Origin of the sequence: Streptomyces venezuelae, from assembly GCF_008642335.1 — a bacterium.
In the GTDB taxonomy this organism is placed as follows: domain Bacteria; phylum Actinomycetota; class Actinomycetes; order Streptomycetales; family Streptomycetaceae; genus Streptomyces; species Streptomyces venezuelae_F.
This window is the reverse complement of sequence record NZ_CP029191.1, coordinates 3,629,613-3,645,356: the sequence shown is the minus strand read 5'-3', so window position 1 is coordinate 3,645,356 and position 15,744 is coordinate 3,629,613. Positions and strand designations below refer to the sequence as shown.

The following is a 15,744-nucleotide window of genomic DNA, read 5'->3' as shown; positions in this document are numbered from 1 at the left end:
GGGGCCCGCACGACGAGGAGATCCGCCATGAACACCACCGCTGCCGACCGGCGGCTGCTCGACGCCGCGCGGGCCGGGAACGCCGCCGAAGTGACCGCCGCCCTCGCCGAGGGCGCCCGCGTCGAGGCGCGCGACACCGAGCTGCGCAGCCCGCTGCTGCTCGCCGCGCTCGGCGACCACGTCGAGGCGGCCCGCGTGCTCGTCGCGGCCGGCGCGGACGTCGACGCGCAGGACCACCGTTCCGACAGCCCCTGGCTGGTCACCGGCGTGACGGGCAGCGTCGCCATGCTGCATGTGCTGCTGCCCGCCGGGCCCGACCTGACGCTGCGCAACCGCTTCGGCGGGATCTCCGTGATCCCCGCGTCGGAGCGCGGGCATGTCGCGTACGTACGGGAAGTGCTGCGCGTCACCGACATCGACGTCGACCACGTCAACGACCTCGGCTGGACCGCCCTCCTGGAGGCCGTGATCCTCGGCGACGGCGGCCGCGCGCACCAGGAGATCGTCGAGCTGCTCCTCGCCGCGGGCGCGACGCCGGACCTCACGGACCGGGACGGCGTCACGCCGCTCGCGCACGCGGAACGGCGCGGCTTCGACGGCATCGCGCGGCTGCTGCGGGGCGCGGCGTGAAGCGGCGTGCGGCGGCGGCCCGGTCGGTCGTCCTCACCGCCACGTCGGCCGTACTGGCGGGGGCGGTCCTGGCGGGCTGCGGCACGGGCGATGACGGCCCCGCGTCGTCGACCGCCCCCGGCCCCGCACGCCCCGCCACCACCCTCCCCACCACCACCAAGACCCCCGAAGGCACCCTCCTCGTGGCCGACTTCGGGTCGGACACGGTCACCTTCGTCGACCCGGACAAGGGCCCCATCGACTCCGTGCAGGTCGGGAAGGCGCCCTACGGGCTTGCCGTCGGCGAGGACGGCCGTGCCTGGGTGGCGACCGCCGAGGGCGTGGCCGTCGTCGACACCGCCGTACGCAAGCGCGTCGACCGCATCCCGTACGCGACGGAGACAGGGCCCGTCACGACCGGCGAGTACCGCGGCGGCGGCATGGGCATCGCCCTCGCGCCCGACGGCAGGCACGTCTACGTGGGCGTCAACGTGCCCGACGGCAACGGGGTCCTGGAGATCATCGACGCGGACGAGCGCGAGGTCACCGACACCGTGCCCGTCGGGCGGCGGCCCTTCGACGTCGACGTGTCGAAGGACGGCCGCGAGATCTACGCGACCGACCACGATTCGTTCGACGTGACCGTCGTACGCGCGGACTCGCCGAAGTCGAAGAAGTCGAGGCCGAAGTCGAAGCCGCGCCGCATAGAAGTCGCCCCCTACGGCACGGAAGGCGGCCTCGGCTCCTGGCTGAAGCCGCACTACACGGCCGTGCGGCCCGCCGACGGGAAGCTGCTGCTGCCCTTCGAGGGCGAGAAGCTCGTCGTACTCGATCTGCGCACCGGCGAGTACGACGTCGAGAAGATGACCGCCAACACGCACCAGCACGGCGTGACGGTGACGGACGACGGCACGCTGTACGCGGTCGGCACCGGGCCCATCGACCCGGACGCCGACGAAGGGCCGTCGCTGACGGTGCGGACGAAGGACGGCAAGGAGCGGGTGATCCCGCTGGACGGGCCGCACGAGGACGTCGCCGTGTCCGAGGACGGCCGTACCGCGTATGTCACGGGCGGCTTCACCCGCGACGGCTACTGGAACGGCATCTCCGTCGTCGACACTGCGGACGGGTCGGTGCGCCGACTCCCGGCGGGGGAGCGGCCGTTGGGCATCGCGGTGCTCTGACGGGGCCCGCCACCGAGTTCATACCGCCCCGCTCCGAACATTTGCCGCATAAGATCACCGGCGTGCAACTGCGATCCACGGCCGCCCGAGCCGCCACCGCCCGAGCCGCCACCCTCACCTGTGCCCTCGCCCTGCTCGCGACCATCGGTGGCTGCAGCGGGGCGGGCGTCGACGGCACGCCGGGCCGCGACGGCGTGCGCGACCCGTACTTCCCCAGGCTGGGCAACGGCGGTTACGACGTCGCGCACTACGGCCTGACCCTCGGCTACGACCCCGACTCCAGGCACCTCACCGGGACCGCCGAGATCACCGCCCGCGCCACCAAGAACCTCAGCTCCTTCAACCTCGACCTCAAGGGCCTCGACGTCTCCGGCATCACCGTCGAGGGCAAGGCCGCCCGCTTCCAGCGCGCCGGCCATGAGCTGCGGGTCCGCCCGGCCGACGAGCTCGACCGGGGCGAGACGTTCCGCGCGGTGGTCCGCTACTCCGGCACCCCGGAGACCATCACCGACGACGACGGCGCCGAAGAGGGCTGGCTGAAGACGGACGACGGCGCGCTCGCGCTCGGCGAACCGGCCGGGTCGATGGCGTGGTTCCCCGGCAACCACCACCCGAGCGACAAGGCCTCGTACGACATACAGGTCACCGTCCCCAAGGGCCTGAAGGCCGTATCCAACGGCGAGTTGACGCGCGAGTCGACGAAGAACGGCCGCACCACGTTCGCCTGGCACAGCGCCGAACCCATGGCGAGCTACCTGGCGACCGTGGCCATCGGCGCGTACGAGATGGAGACGTCGACGACGAAGGACGGGCTGCCGGTCATCACGGCCGTCGACCCCTCGCAGGCGAAGGCGAGCAAGAAGGTCCTCGCGAAGATCCCGGACGTCATCGAGTGGTCCGAGTACAACTTCGGCCCCTACCCCTTCTCCTCCACCGGCGCGATCGTGGACCGCGAGGACGACGCGGGCTACGCGCTTGAGACCCAGAACCGCCCCGTCTTCCCCGGTGCCCCCAGCACCGACCTCCTCGTCCACGAGCTGGCCCACCAGTGGTTCGGCAACTCCGTCACGCCCAAGTCGTGGCAGGACATGTGGCTCAACGAGGGCTTCGCGACGTACGCGACGTGGCTGTACGACGAGGACCACGACGGGGACAGCGCCCAGAAGACCTTCGACGCGCTCTACAAGGGCGACTACTACGAGGACAAGGCGGACAACGAGGCGATCTGGGCGTTCCCGCCCGCGCGGCCCACGGACGCCGCGAGCATCTCCGACCCGCCCGTGTACGACCGGGCCGCCATGGTCATCCACAAGATCCGCCGGGCCGTCGGCGACGACGCGTTCTACGACATCGTGCAGGGCTGGACGAAGACGTACCGGCACAAGAACGCGGACACCAAGGACTTCACGGAGTACGTCGAACGGAACGCGGGCGGCGACGAGGCGCGCGAGAAGGTCAGCAGGATCTGGGGCGACTGGCTGTACGGGGACGGAAAGCCGGACAGCCCCTGAGGGCGGGTGTCATCGGTTCACAGAGCCTTGCGCAGGACCGCGCACGGGCGGTGCCGCGCGCGGTCCTCGCGGTGCCCGATGACGAGGTAGCCGAGCGCGGTCCAGAAGCGGAGTGCCTTCGGGTTGTTCTCCAGGACCGCGAGGCGCACGGCGTCACGCCCCGCCGCCCGGAACCGCTCCTCGACGAGCGCCGCCAACTCCCGCCCCACCCCGGTGCGATGCAAGCTTGCGTCGACCATGAGGAGCCCGATCCACGGGTCGGGATCGGTCGGGTCCGGATGGCGGGCGAGGGTGAGGACGACGCCGACGAGACGGCCGCGCGAGCGCGCGAGCAGCACTTCGGCGTCCGGGTGCGCGAGCTCGTCGGCGAGGGCCTTCGCGACCTGTTCGACGCGGATGTCGTCGGGATCGGGGAAGTCGCCGCTGAGCGCGAAGAACGCGTGGTTCGACGCGTAGAGCCCGGTCACCTCGGTGAGGAGGTGGCCGGGCAGTGCGCCGTCGACGGCGACGAGCGGTTCGAGGATCATGCGGGGCAGGTTATGGCTTGCGGGCCGCGGGGTCCGCGAGGGCCGCGCGCTGTTTGCGCAGGGTGCGCCATTCGCTGACCGCACCCCATGCCGCGCAGCCGAACGCCCCCACGTAACAGGCGACCCAGCCGGAGGAGCGGTCGTGCGGGTCGAGCAGGCTGTCGACGGTGAGGACGCCGAAGAGCACGGACGAGGCGAGGGCGCCGTAAAGCTTCTGGCGCGTGATGCGCTGCTGCCTGCGCGGGCCCTCGGAGAGGCGCAGGGCGTAGATCTCGACGTCACCGAAAGCGTGCTCGGCGCGCGTGTCCCCGGTGGCCGCGGCGAGGTGCTGGCGGACTTCCTCCACGTGGGCGCGGGCCTCGGCGGCCTTCATGCCGTGCCGCCCGCGCAGCAGCCCGTCCAGGCGGGCCAGCCACTGCTCGTCGTCCAGGCCGCCCGCCGGACGGGCGGGCGTGAACCAACGGTTGATCCTCTCCTCCGGGAGCAGGAAAGCGGCGACGGCCAGCGGGACGCCGGCCAGCATGAGGACCGGCGCGGGCACGCGGAAGAGGCGCTCGTCGGAGAGCGTGCCGGCGAGAGTGACGGCGCCCGCGAATGCGGCCGCCGCGCCGGCCAGGAACCACCACATGCCCCGGAACAGCCCGGCGGCACGGGCGACGAATGCGACGCATCCCGCCGAGACGCCCACGCCGATCCCCGTGAAGGTCGCGACCGAGGCCCAGTTCACGCCGACCCACAGGCCGTCCTGGATCCAGACGAGCCCGAAGACGGCGAACACGAGGAACCCCATGGAGCCGAGCGCGGCGCCGAGCCGTTCGGCGGGCCGCATCCCACGCGTGTCGATCCCGGCCCGGTACGTCTCGCTGACCCGCTCGGCGGCGACGCTGCGGGCGTACGCGGCCGGGTCCCCGAACACCTCGCGGGCGGGCTGCCCGGCCTCTTCGACGAGTTGGCGGGCCTCGACGAGCACTTCCTCGGCGAACCCGACCGGCACCTCCTCGTCGAACGCGAGCCGCACCTGCACGGTGTCGGCCCACTCCTCGTCCTCCTTGCGCGCCCAACTGATCTCAGGCGCCGCTGACTTGCTCACGTGCTTCCCCCTCGGCCTCGGCCTCGGCCGGCAGGAGCGAGGCGACGGTACGGGAGAAGTCCCCCCATGCGGCTTGGTCGCGCCGCAGCCTCACTCGCCCCTCCTCGGTGATCCGGTAGTACTTCCGCCCTGGTCCGCCGTCGCCCGCCCCCCACTCGACCTCGACGGCGCCTTCTTCTTCGAGGCGCGTGAGGGCGGGGTAGAGGGTCGCGGGCTTCACGCCGTCGAGCCCCGCGTCGCCGAGCCGGCTGAGCAGCGCGTACCCGTAGCTCTTCGGCTCGCCGTCCAGGATGCCGAGCAGACAGAGCGGGAGCGCGGCGCGGGTCCAGGCGGTGGGTGGGGCGGCGGCCACGGGTTCCTCTCTTCGGCGTGTGGTCGTGTCTTCGGTCCGTGCGGGCCGTGTCTTCGGTTTCGCGGACTATTACAGTATCCAGAATAGTCGGGGTCCTGTAAAACCCCGTTCCGCCGCCGTCTCACCGAAGGCCGCCGTCTCACCGAAGCTCGAACCAGACGTTCTTGCCCGCGCCGCGAGGACGAGCCGCGGGCCCCACACCCCAGTCGTCGGCAAGGGCCTGCACGAGCAGCAATCCGCGCCCGTGCTCGCTGTCCCGGGAGACGTCGAGCGCGGCGAGCGGTTCGGCGGCGGCGTGATCGTCGTACACGGCGACGCGCACGCCGTCGCACAGGACGACGGTCTCCAGGTCGATGGTCGGTGAGCCGGTGTGCGTCACGGCGTTGGTCACGATCTCGGAGACGAGGGTGCGGGCGGTGTCGGTGAGGTCGGGCCGGTGGCCGTTGGCGGTGAGCAGCATCGCGACGGTGTCGCGGCAGATCTTGGGGGAGAGGGGGGTGTTGGGGGTGGTGAGGCGGTAGGTCTGCGGAGTTCTGTTCGGTCGGTCGTCCATCGGGTCAACTCCCGTTGCGGGATGGTCTGGTGCGCGGCGGGCCACCGTGGCTTGGCCACCCGAAGGTGGGTGACTGCTCTGCGGGTTCACTGGCGGGCCGTGCGGTTGACACGAAAGTAGGGACAACCTTGCCCAGGGGCAAGGTTGTCCCGTGGGGTTCACCCGAGTGAGTGGACCGGCTCATCGCGACACGGCAGACTCGGACCCGAAGGGAACGTGACGATGCCGCTGAGAGAAAACCCCACCGCTCGACAGGTCAGACTGGGCGCCGAACTGCGGAAGTTGAGGGAGCTGGCGGGCAGGACGGCGCGTGAAGCCGCGGGTCTGCTCTCCACCGATCAGGCGAAGATCAGCCACATGGAGTCGGGTCGCATCGGGGTCAGCGAGGAGCGGATCCGGCGCCTCGCGGCGTTCTACTCGTGCGACGACGCGAAGCTGGTCGACGCGCTCTGCGTCATCGCGGGGGAGTCGCGCGGGCAGGGCTGGTGGGACGAGTACCGGGGTGTGCTGCCACCTGATTTCCTGAACATCGCGGAGTTGGAGCACCATGCGACGGGTCTGCGCAGCGTTCAGACGCTGAACGTGCCCGGTGTTCTCCAGACCGAGGAGTACGTGCGAGCGCTGCACGGCAGCCGCGCTTCCACGCTGCCCGCCGCGGAAGTCGACGTACGCGTGGAATTCCGGCTGAGGCGCCGGAGGATCTTCGAACGGGACGATCCGCCGCCGTTCAGCGCGATCGTGCACGAGGCGGCGTTGCGTATGCGCTTCGGCGGCCGAGAGGTCGCCAAAGGGCAGCTGGAGTACTTGCTGGAGGCTTCGGAGTGGCCGACGGTGACGGTCCGCGTCATCCCGTTCACCAACGAGCACTTCATCGAGGTGAGCAGCCCGCTGCTGTACGCGGGAGGCGTTGTGCCGCAGTTGGATACGGCGCAGCTGGACAGCCCCGTGGGCGGCCTCTTCATCGGTGCCGCTGCTGAACTCGCGAGATACAGAAGGCTTCTGGGCTCGGCCGAGCAGTCCTCGTTGTCCGAGATGGAGTCCCGCCATCTCATCCGCCGCATCGTACGAGAGCTATGAGAGGCCCCGACATGCCTGACACGCAGTGGCAGAAGTCGTCTTTCTCAGGTGTGGAGGGTCCGAACTGTGTCGAACTGGCCAGAGTCAACGGGCACCTCCTCCTCCGCGAGAGCGACGACCCGGACACGGTGATAGCCACCACGCCGGCGCGCCTGAACGCCTTGGTCCGCTGGCAGAAGTCCCGTCGCCCGGGCGGCAGTCGCTGAGCTCGGTCGGAAGGTCGTGCTCAGCCCGGCCTCGAAGGCGCAGCGCCCCCGTCAACTCGTCCACGACACGAAGAAGGAACCATGAACAACGTCACCCAGCCGCCCCGGCAGATCCAGTGGCAGAAGTCGTCCTTCTCGGGCATCGACGCCGAGGACTGCGTCGAACTCGCCCGCGACGAGGAACGCCTCCTCCTCCGCGAGAGCGACGATCCGGACACGGTGATAGCCACCACGCCGGCGCGCCTGAACGCCTTGGTCCGCTGGCAGAAGTCCCGCCGCGCCGAGGGTGGTTGCTGAGCCACATCAGGAGGCAGCGCTCAGTTCGGCCCTGATCAGAGCCTGTGCAAGCCATAGCCGACGCACTGCAAGGAGTGGGCGCATGACCGGAGCGCCCGCATGGACCGACGCCGCTCGTGCTCTCGCCGACAAGGTGACCGCGGACGCACCCGGATGGCATGAAGCCGTCAGCAACACCCCCCGTCACAAGCTCGTCCCGCGCTGGTGGCAGCGAATTCCGGACAGCATCGCGCAGGAATGGGCGTTGGTGAGCTCGCCCGAGAGCTCCGCCGAGCTGCTGCGCGCCGCTTACACGGACGAGACGCTCGTGACCCGCGTCGGTCCCACACACGCCGACCACGCGGCCCCTGGCGAGCACGGGAAGGGCGACCCCACGTCGTCCAGCACCCTGCCGGGACTCATCGTGTCCATGGCCCATCGGCTCGATGTGAAGCCGGGGCAACGTGTGCTGGATGTGGGTACCGGTTCCGGGTACTCCGCCGGTCTGTTCGCGCGGCGCTTCGGCGACGAGTACGTGACGAGCGTGGACGTGGATCCGTACCTGGTCGAGGCTGCCCGTACGCGTCTCGCCGAGTTCGGGCGAACCCCGCGGCTGGCAACCGTCGACGCGACGGAGGAACTCCCCGACACCGAGTACGACCGGATCATGGCGACCGTGTCCGTGCGGCCCGTTCCAGCGTCATGGCTCCGCGCGCTCCGCCCCGGGGGACGAGTCGTCACGACCGTTGCCCACACCGCCCTGCTGATCACAGCGGACATGGGCACGGACGGAATCGCGCGGGGCACGGTCCAGCCCGATCCTGCGACGTTCATGGAGGCCCGGCGCGGGGCGGACTACCCGGGGAAGCTGGACGACGTGTTCGTGACCGCCCGAGTACGCGAAGGCGAGGACGTACGGGCTCCCGAAGGGGTAATTCCCGACCTGTGGCAGGAATGGCCGCTCCGGTGGCTGTTCGAGCTGGACACACCCGGGGTCGAGACCCGCGCGGCAACGTATCCGGACGACGGCCGGCGCGTGGTCTGGCTGCTCGCTGCGGACGGCTCGTGGGCCCGAGCCGAGGACGGGACGTCGCCCGTGGTGCACCAGGGCGGCCCTCGCCGGCTCTGGGACGCGCTGGAACGTGTTCGCAGGAGGTGGGAGGAGAACGGCAGGTTCCCTCTGCACTCGATGCGCGCGGAACTCTCCCCCGAGGGCAGCCACCTGCTGACGCCCGACGAGTCATGGCGCTTTCCCGTCTGACACCGACCGCCTGACACCGCGCCGGTCGGTCGGGTGCCGTGGGGTGCGGACGCCGAAGGGCCCCGGCAGCACAGAACCGTGCTGCCGGGGCCCTTCTCACCGTCAGGCGTCGACTCAGACGTTCACGCCGAAGTCCTGGGCGATGCCGACCAGGCCCGACGCGTAGCCCTGGCCGACCGCGCGGAACTTCCACTCCGCGCCGTTGCGGTACAGCTCGCCGAAGACCATCGCGGTCTCGGTGGCCGCGTCCTCGGAGAGGTCGTAGCGCGCGATCTCCGTGCCGCCGGCCTGGTTGATGATGCGGATGAAGGCGTTCCGCACCTGGCCGAAGTTCTGCGAGCGGTTCTCGGCGTCGTAGATCGAGACCGGGAAGACGATCTTCTCGATGTCGGCCGGGAGGCCCTCGAGGTTCACGTTGATCTGCTCGTCGTCGCCCTCGCCCTGGCCCGTGACGTTGTCACCGGTGTGGACGATGGTCTGGTCCGGCGTCGCCTTGTTGTTGAAGAAGACGAAGTGCTGGTCCGAGAAGACCTTGCCCTGGGTGTTCACCGCGATCGCGGAGGCGTCCAGGTCGAAGTCGGTGCCAGTGGTGGTGCGGACGTCCCAGCCGAGGCCCACGGTGACGGCGGTCAGGCCCGGAGCCTCCTTGGTGAGCGAGACGTTGCCACCCTTGGACAGGCTTACTGCCATTGTTGGGAGTCCCTTCCCTCGTTGCATACGTACGGGCTTCGTACTGGGGACGAAGCTACCGTCACCCCTAACAACGCGGACCAGGGTCCCCAGGGTTCCGCCTCGCTTTACTTTCTTTACCCGTGTCCCGAAGACGTCGCGCGCGAAAAGGGTGTGACGTGAGCCCGACAGACGCGGGACCATGGAGGCATGTCCGGTCCCCATGTCATCCGCGGCTCCGTCTCCCTGCCCGAGGCCGAGCTCATGTGGCGTTTCTCGCGGTCGTCAGGGCCGGGCGGGCAGCACGTGAACACGAGCGACTCCCAGGTCGAGCTGCGGTTCGACCTCGCGAACACGGACGCGCTGCCCGAGGTGTGGAAGCGGCGCGCCCTCGAACGGCTCGGCCCGCGGCTCGTCGACGGCGTCATCGCCGTACGCGCGAGTGAGCATCGGTCACAGTGGCGGAACCGGGAGATGGCCGCTACCCGGCTCGCGTCTCTCCTCGCCGAGGCGACCGCGCCGCCCCCCAAGCCGCGGCGCGCGACGAAGGTTCCTCGCGGCATCAACGAGCGGCGTCTCCGCAACAAGAAGCAGCGCGGTGAGACCAAGCGGGGGCGCTCCGGGCGGGGCTGGGGCTGACGTTCCCCGTCGCGGGGGGCCCGCCCCGTCAGGGGCGCGGGGAACTGCGCGAGCAACCCAGGAAAAGCCGCAGACGCGTCTGCCGAAGCACCATGCAGACGCGTCTGCGGCTTTGTCGTGGCTTGTCGCGCAGTTCCCCGCGCCCCTACGGGGCGCGCCCCGCGACGGCGCTAGCCCAGGGCGCGGTAGCGGCCGCGGAAGTAGGTGAGGGGGCCGCCCTCACCGCTCGGCACCGACGCAGTCAGCACGCGGCCGATCACCAGCGTGTGGTCGCCCGCCGCCACCGTCTGCTCCGTGCGGCACTCCAGCGTCGCCAGCGCGCCGCCCACCATCGGGGCGCCGGACGCCGCGCCCCGTACGTAGGGGATGTCCTCGAAGAGGAGGCGGTCGCTGATGCGGCCCTTCATCGCGAAACGGCCCGCGATGTGGCGCTGGCTCTCGGCGAGCACCGACACCGCCCACAGCGGCTGCTCGGCCAGCAGGTCGTCCATCCGGGAGCCCTCGCGCAGGCTGACCATGACCAGGGGCGGGTCGAGGGAGACCGAGAGGAAGGCCGTGGCCGTCATGCCCACGTCCTCGCCCATCGGGGCGGTCGGGTCGTCCGGGTCCAGGCCGGGCTCGCGCGCCGTCACCAGGACCACGCCCGCCGCCAGCCGGGACATCGCCGCGCGGAACTCGTCGTTGCTCACCCCATCAGCATGCCCATCCGATGACGGGGAACGTGGGGCAGGCGGGGCCGGGAGAGTCTTCAGTACGTGAGCCACATCGTCGAAGCTAGCCCGTGGGCGGCAACCAAAACATCGGGCTGAGGGCCCAGAGGGGTCCTAGGACCGACGACGGACCGGGCGCCCGCCACGCGCGCGTGACCCGTGGCACGCAGTGCCACGGCCACGGTGGACTAGTCCAAGGGACTGGACCAACGGCGGCCCCCCACCTGTGACTTGAGTCACAGGACCCATATTTTGTTGACCCTATGTACCGAGTGCGATGCTCGCTGTGATTCAGTGACGGTGGCAATCAGACACTGGACGACAGTGAAAGACACTGAGGGCACAAAGGCACAAGGTCAAGGTCACGGAAGACCGACCGCCAACAGAGGTCCACACCGAAGAACACTGCGGGCGCCGCGCATCCTGGAGTTGCTGTCGAGGTCTCGGGGAGAACGAGCATGGAGACCGAGTCGGAGCCGTACGTCCGTCTTGCGACCCTGCGGCAGCTGCACCAGGTGGTAGCGGAGCTGAATACGGCCCGAAGCCTGGCGGACACGCTGCAGACCGTCGCCGACGGCGTCGTCAACGGCCTTGGCTATGAATTGGCATGCGTCAATCTCGTGCGCCCGGACGGCGACCTCGTCGTCGCCGCCTTCGCGGGCAACCCCTCCGCCGAGGCCCTCATCACCGGCCGCGTCGGCTCCCGCGACGCCTGGGAGCGCCGCCTCGCCATGGGCGAGGCCTGGGGAGCGCTGCGCTTCATCTCGTACACCGAGGGCTGGGTCCTCGACGACGATGACGTTCCGCAGTGGTACACCGAAGGGCCCGAGCCCCGCTTCGAGGACGAGTGGCACCCCTCGGACCGCCTCTTCGCGCCCATGTACGCGACCGGCGCCGCCGGCGGCGAACTCCTCGGCGTGATCTCCGTGGACCGGCCCCGCAACGGCCGCAGGCCCGGCGCCTGGGGCCGCGAAGCCCTCCAGATGTACGCGTTCCAGGCCGCCATCGCGATCAGCAACGCCCGCCTCCGAGCCAACATGCAGCGCGCCCTCGTCCGCCTGGAGCGGGAACAGCAGGCACTGCGGGCCAGCGAGGAGTCGTTCCGGCAGGCCTTCGAGTACGCGCCCTCCGGCATGGCCATCGCCGAGATGGGCGGCGATCAGCACGGGCGGATCCTGCGCACCAACGACGCGCTGTGCCGCCTCCTCGGGCGACCCGCGTCCGCCATGCGGCGCTACTCGTTCTCCGACCTCGTCCACCCCGAGGACATCGGGACGCTGCTGCGCACCAGCGCCGAGGGCGGCCGCGCCGAACTGCGGCTCGCGCGGCGCGACGGGACGTACGTGTGGGTGTCGCTGCGCAACTCCGTCGTCGCCGACGCCGCCGACGGGCCCCGCTTCCTCCTCACCCACGTCGAGGACATCGAGGACCGCAAACGCCGTGAGCTGCAGCTCGCCCACCGGGCCAGCCACGACTCCCTCACCGGACTGCCCAACTCCGCCGAACTCCGCGCCCGCCTCAGCGCCCGGCTCTGTCGCAGGCCCCACGCGGGCCAGCCCAGCGCGGTGGACTCCCTCGACGCGGCCTACGAACACGGCTTCGACTTCGGGCACGCCTCCCACCACCAGCAGGAAGAGGGCTTCGATCATCATGTCCACACCGTCGCTCCCGAGGGCGGGGACGATGACGTGGACGACGGCACGAAGGGGCTCGCGGTTCTTTTCTGCGATCTCGACGGCTTCAAGTCCATCAACGACCGCTTCGGGCACCACACCGGCGACGCCGTCCTCATCGAGGTCGCACGCCGCCTCACCAGCGGGGTGCGGGACGGCGACACCGTGGCGCGGCTCGGTGGCGACGAGTTCGTCGTCCTCGCCGACGGACTCGGCCGCGCCGACGCACAGGACCTCGCCGTCCGGCTGCGGAACGCGATCATCCCGCCGATCCGCGTCGACGGAAGAGCGGTCCGCGTAGGGGCAAGTTTCGGTATCGGATGGGCCCACTGCGGGATGTCGGCTGACGAAGTGTTGCACTCCGCTGACCAGCGGATGTACGTGGAGAAACGGTCCCGTGCCAAACAGCACAGGCGGGCCGGATAACGCCCTGGATGAGGCCGACGCCACCCCTTGCCCGCCACGGGACCGGGTAGGCTCCCCGCGTCAGCGATGTGAGGGAGTGACCAGGGAATGACGCCCGGCAACAACGGCGAGAACACGCCGAGCGCTCCGCAGGGCGACGACGATCCGTTCGGCTACCTGTACGAGGACGGACAGGCCGCCGGAGCGACCCCGCCCGGCGGCGGGGGCGGCTACGGGTACCCCGGTCCCCGATCCTCGTACAACCAGGTCCGCGCGGTCGGCGACCGGCGCCCGGCGTACGGGCAGCAGACCTACGGCGGCCAGCAGGCATACGGCCAGCAGGTCCCGCACCAGCAGGCCCAGCAGCCCCAGCAGGGCTACGGGCAGCCCAACGCCCACTACACCGCCCCCGAGGCGCAGCCCGGCGGCGCGCCCGTCACGTCGCCGCAGTACGCGCCCGCGGGCGGCGGCGGCCGTGGCCGCGGCCCGAACACCAAGGGCCTGCTCATCGCGGCGGTCGCCGTCGTCGCCGTCGTCGCGCTCGGCATCGGCGCCGCGCTGATCACCGGCAACGACGACGACAAGGACGCCGACGCGGGCGCCTCCAGCACGCCGTCGCAGGCCGAGAGCGTCAAGCCCAGCGAGAAGCCGACCAAGAAGCCCGAGAAGAAGGCGGAGCTCCCGAAGACGGACGCGAAGGCCCTCAAGCTGGAGGGCGGCACGACCACGGCGTCCGACGTGAAGGGCGCCAAGGCGGGCGGCGGGGTGTACGTCGCCGGGTTCGACAAGGTCGGCGCGCAGATCACGTGGACGGTCGACGGGATTCCGAAGGCCGGTTCGTACAAGCTGTGGGTCAACTACGGCGTCCCCGGCAAGGACTCCAACGCCACGATCCTCGTCAACGGCAACAAGCAGACCCGCCCGCTGAACATGGAGAACTTCTCCCACGCCAAGGAAGGCGACTGGGAGAAGGGCTGGACGCACACCTGGGCGCTCGTCCAGCTCACCAAGGGCACCAACACGGTCACGCTCTCCTGCACCCAGAGCGACCTGTGCGGGACGACGGGCGCGAACATCGACCAGATGTGGCTCAAGGAGCCCGGCAGCGCCGGCTGAGCCCCCACCCTCCTGGGGCTACTTCAGCAGCCCCAGGAACCCCGCCACCGTCCCGGCCATCGCCTCGCGAGCCGGGGCGAGGTATTTGCGGGGGTCGACGCCCGTCTCGTGGGCACCGAGGTAGGCGCGGACCTCGCCCGTGAACGCCGTGTTGAGGGCCGTGCCCACGTTGATCTTCACCATGCCGGACGCGATCGCCCGCCGGATCTCGTCGTCCGGTACGCCGCTTGAGCCGTGCAGGACGAGGGGGACGGGCACGGCTGTCGCGAGGGCGGCGATCAACTCGTGGTCCAGGGACGCCGTGCGCTCCGTCATCGCGTGCGAGGAGCCCACCGCCACCGCGAGGGCGTCCACGCCCGTCTCCGCGACGTACGCGGCCGCCTCCGCCGGATCAGTCCGCACACCCGGCGCGTGCGCGTCCAGCGGCGCCTCACCCTCCTTGCCGCCCACCTCGCCGAGCTCCGCCTCGATCCAGATGCCGCGCTCGTGCCCCCAACGGACCGCGTCCGCCGTCGCCTTCACGTTCTCGCCGTACGGCAGCTTCGACGCGTCGAACATCACCGAGCTGAAACCCTCGGGGTGCGCGGCGCGCAGCAGCTCGACGTCCATGACGTGGTCGAGGTGGAGGGAGAGCGGGGCGGACGACGCGCGGGCCACCGCCGCCGTCGCCGCCGCGATCGCGGAGAGGCGGCCGCCGTGGAACTTCACCGCGTTCTCGGATATCTGCAGGATCGCGGGGGTTCCCGCCCGCTCCGCGCCCAGCGCGACCGCCTCCGCGTGCTCCAGCGTGATGACGTTGAACGCGGCGACGCCGTGACCCGCGGCGCGGGCCCCCGAGACGAGCTCGCCGGTGCTGACCAGTGGCACGGTTCTCCCCAATTGCTCTAGGCGGTGCGGAGGTTCAGGCCGCGGTGACCTGCCCGGTCACCGCGACACGAGGCAGCAGATCTTTGTACGTGGAGGGGTCGAACTCACCCGCCACCGGCGCCACCACCGTCGCCGCCGACAGGGCCACGGCGCGGGCCAGGCGGTCCGGCCACGGAAGGTGTTCGGCGAGGCCGGAGAGGAGGCCGGCGACCGCCGAGTCACCGGCGCCGGTCGGGTTGCCGCGGACCCGCTCCGGGGGGCGGGCGCGCCAGCCGCCGTCGGCGGTGACCGCGAGGAGGCCGTCGGCGCCGAGGGAGGCGACCACGGCGTGGGCGCCCCTGCGGCGGGCGTCGCGGGTGGCGCGGTCGGGCTCGTGGGAGCCGGTGAGCTCGGCGAGTTCGTCGGCGTTGGGCTTGACGATGTCCGGGCGGGCGGCGACGCCCCGGCGCAGCGGCTCCCCGCTCGTGTCGAGCAGGACGGGGACGCGGGCGGCGCGCGCGGACCGTATGAGCAGGGCGTACGCGCCGACGGGGACGCCGGGGGGCAGGCTGCCGCAGAGGGCGACCGCGGCCAGGCCGTCGCGGCGCACCAACTCCTCGTAGGAGTCGAGGAAAGCGGCCCACTCGGCGGGGGCGACGGCCGGGCCCGGCTCGTTGAGCTGGGTGGTGTCGCCGGTCGCCGCGTCGACGACGGCGATCGTGCGGCGGGTGGCGCCCGCGACCGGCGCGAGGGCGTCCGTGACGCGCGGCTCGGCGGCGAGGCGGTCGCGCAGCGTACGGCCGGTGTCGCCGCCCGCGAAGCCGGTGACGGTGACGTCGTGGCCGAGGGCGGCGAGCACGCGGGCGACGTTCAGGCCCTTGCCGCCGGGGCGTTCGGTCACCTCGGTGATGCGGTGCGAGGCGTGCGGGGTGAGTGCGGGGACGCGGTAGGTGATGTCGAGCGCGGCGTTCAACGTGACGGTGAGGATCACTCGTACCACCCCCGAAGTGCCTGTTCGTTCGACGTTCCCAGGGCTCTGA

General features: G+C 71.1%; 18 protein-coding genes. 10 read left to right on the top strand and 8 right to left on the bottom strand.

Translation table 11 applies throughout. The annotated features are described in order from the left end of the window. Window positions 1-27 precede the first annotated feature (27 nt). From DEJ49_RS16250 to DEJ49_RS16240, 3 genes are all read left to right on the top strand, one after another. Window positions 28-630, top strand: a complete 603-nt coding sequence (locus tag DEJ49_RS16250) for an ankyrin repeat domain-containing protein (protein ID WP_150184791.1) — start codon at window positions 28-30, stop codon at window positions 628-630. Continuing rightward, the gene (locus tag DEJ49_RS16245) at window positions 627-1,793 is read left to right on the top strand and encodes a YncE family protein (RefSeq protein WP_150184790.1); all 1,167 of its coding nucleotides are present in this window, start codon (window positions 627-629) and stop codon (window positions 1,791-1,793) included. The genes DEJ49_RS16250 and DEJ49_RS16245 overlap by 4 nt, the downstream gene beginning before the upstream one ends. 62 nt (window positions 1,794-1,855) lie before the next feature. Further along, window positions 1,856-3,304 (top strand): M1 family metallopeptidase, encoded by a 1,449-nt coding sequence (locus DEJ49_RS16240; protein WP_411757165.1) that lies wholly within the window; start codon window positions 1,856-1,858, stop codon window positions 3,302-3,304. 17 nt (window positions 3,305-3,321) lie between these two features. Here DEJ49_RS16240 and DEJ49_RS16235 read toward each other — a convergent pair whose 3' ends face one another. The 4 genes from DEJ49_RS16235 to DEJ49_RS16220 form a co-directional block, all read right to left on the bottom strand. After that, complete coding sequence (locus DEJ49_RS16235; protein ID WP_150184789.1) at window positions 3,322-3,831, bottom strand: GNAT family N-acetyltransferase; 510 nt, start codon at window positions 3,829-3,831, stop codon at window positions 3,322-3,324. Between the two features lie 10 nt (window positions 3,832-3,841). Next, complete coding sequence (locus DEJ49_RS16230; protein ID WP_150184788.1) at window positions 3,842-4,921, bottom strand: hypothetical protein; 1,080 nt, start codon at window positions 4,919-4,921, stop codon at window positions 3,842-3,844. Next, window positions 4,899-5,273 (bottom strand): PadR family transcriptional regulator, encoded by a 375-nt coding sequence (locus tag DEJ49_RS16225; protein ID WP_150184787.1) that lies wholly within the window; start codon window positions 5,271-5,273, stop codon window positions 4,899-4,901. Before DEJ49_RS16225 ends, DEJ49_RS16230 begins: the two co-directional genes overlap by 23 nt. A 139-nt stretch (window positions 5,274-5,412) precedes the next feature. After that, complete coding sequence (locus tag DEJ49_RS16220; RefSeq protein WP_150184786.1) at window positions 5,413-5,826, bottom strand: ATP-binding protein; 414 nt, start codon at window positions 5,824-5,826, stop codon at window positions 5,413-5,415. Between the two features lie 222 nt (window positions 5,827-6,048). Here DEJ49_RS16220 and DEJ49_RS16215 point away from each other — a divergent pair, with 222 nt between their 5' ends. The 4 genes from DEJ49_RS16215 (at window position 6,049) to DEJ49_RS16200 (ending at window position 8,646) form a co-directional block, all read left to right on the top strand. Further along, entirely contained in the window at window positions 6,049-6,903 is an 855-nt protein-coding gene (locus DEJ49_RS16215) for a helix-turn-helix domain-containing protein (RefSeq protein ID WP_150184785.1), read from the top strand. Continuing rightward, a complete protein-coding gene (locus DEJ49_RS16210; protein ID WP_317850451.1) occupies window positions 6,900-7,109 on the top strand; it encodes a DUF397 domain-containing protein in 210 nt (69 codons plus the stop codon). Before DEJ49_RS16215 ends, DEJ49_RS16210 begins: the two co-directional genes overlap by 4 nt. Before the next feature lie 81 nt (window positions 7,110-7,190). Further along, window positions 7,191-7,406 (top strand): DUF397 domain-containing protein, encoded by a 216-nt coding sequence (locus tag DEJ49_RS16205; protein ID WP_150184783.1) that lies wholly within the window; start codon window positions 7,191-7,193, stop codon window positions 7,404-7,406. A gap of 82 nt (window positions 7,407-7,488) precedes the next feature. Then, window positions 7,489-8,646 carry a methyltransferase domain-containing protein gene (locus DEJ49_RS16200; RefSeq protein ID WP_150184782.1) on the top strand — a complete coding sequence of 386 codons (1,158 nt, stop codon included), beginning with the start codon at window positions 7,489-7,491 and terminating at the stop codon, window positions 8,644-8,646. A gap of 114 nt (window positions 8,647-8,760) precedes the next feature. Here DEJ49_RS16200 and DEJ49_RS16195 read toward each other — a convergent pair whose 3' ends face one another. Further along, on the bottom strand, window positions 8,761-9,336 hold the full coding sequence (locus DEJ49_RS16195; RefSeq protein ID WP_125513572.1) for a TerD family protein: 576 nt from the start codon (window positions 9,334-9,336) through the stop codon (window positions 8,761-8,763). Between the two features lie 189 nt (window positions 9,337-9,525). Here DEJ49_RS16195 and arfB point away from each other — a divergent pair, with 189 nt between their 5' ends. Then, a complete protein-coding gene (gene arfB, locus DEJ49_RS16190; protein WP_150184781.1) occupies window positions 9,526-9,954 on the top strand; it encodes an alternative ribosome rescue aminoacyl-tRNA hydrolase ArfB in 429 nt (142 codons plus the stop codon). 170 nt (window positions 9,955-10,124) lie between these two features. Here the strand turns inward: arfB and DEJ49_RS16185 are convergent, their stop codons facing one another. Further along, entirely contained in the window at window positions 10,125-10,643 is a 519-nt protein-coding gene (locus DEJ49_RS16185) for a flavin reductase family protein (RefSeq protein WP_399539122.1), read from the bottom strand. Between the two features lie 479 nt (window positions 10,644-11,122). Here DEJ49_RS16185 and cdgB point away from each other — a divergent pair, with 479 nt between their 5' ends. Then, entirely contained in the window at window positions 11,123-12,763 is a 1,641-nt protein-coding gene (gene cdgB, locus DEJ49_RS16180; RefSeq protein WP_150184780.1) for a diguanylate cyclase CdgB, read from the top strand. A gap of 87 nt (window positions 12,764-12,850) precedes the next feature. Then, window positions 12,851-13,858, top strand: a complete 1,008-nt coding sequence (locus DEJ49_RS16175; protein WP_150184779.1) for a carbohydrate-binding protein — start codon at window positions 12,851-12,853, stop codon at window positions 13,856-13,858. Window positions 13,859-13,876: 18 nt separating this feature from the next. On the opposite strand, the gene DEJ49_RS16170 is transcribed toward DEJ49_RS16175, so the two are convergent. Then, window positions 13,877-14,725 (bottom strand): ketose-bisphosphate aldolase, encoded by an 849-nt coding sequence (locus tag DEJ49_RS16170; protein WP_150184778.1) that lies wholly within the window; start codon window positions 14,723-14,725, stop codon window positions 13,877-13,879. Between the two features lie 34 nt (window positions 14,726-14,759). Further along, complete coding sequence (locus DEJ49_RS16165; RefSeq protein ID WP_150184777.1) at window positions 14,760-15,695, bottom strand: 1-phosphofructokinase family hexose kinase; 936 nt, start codon at window positions 15,693-15,695, stop codon at window positions 14,760-14,762. Window positions 15,696-15,744 lie beyond the last annotated feature (49 nt).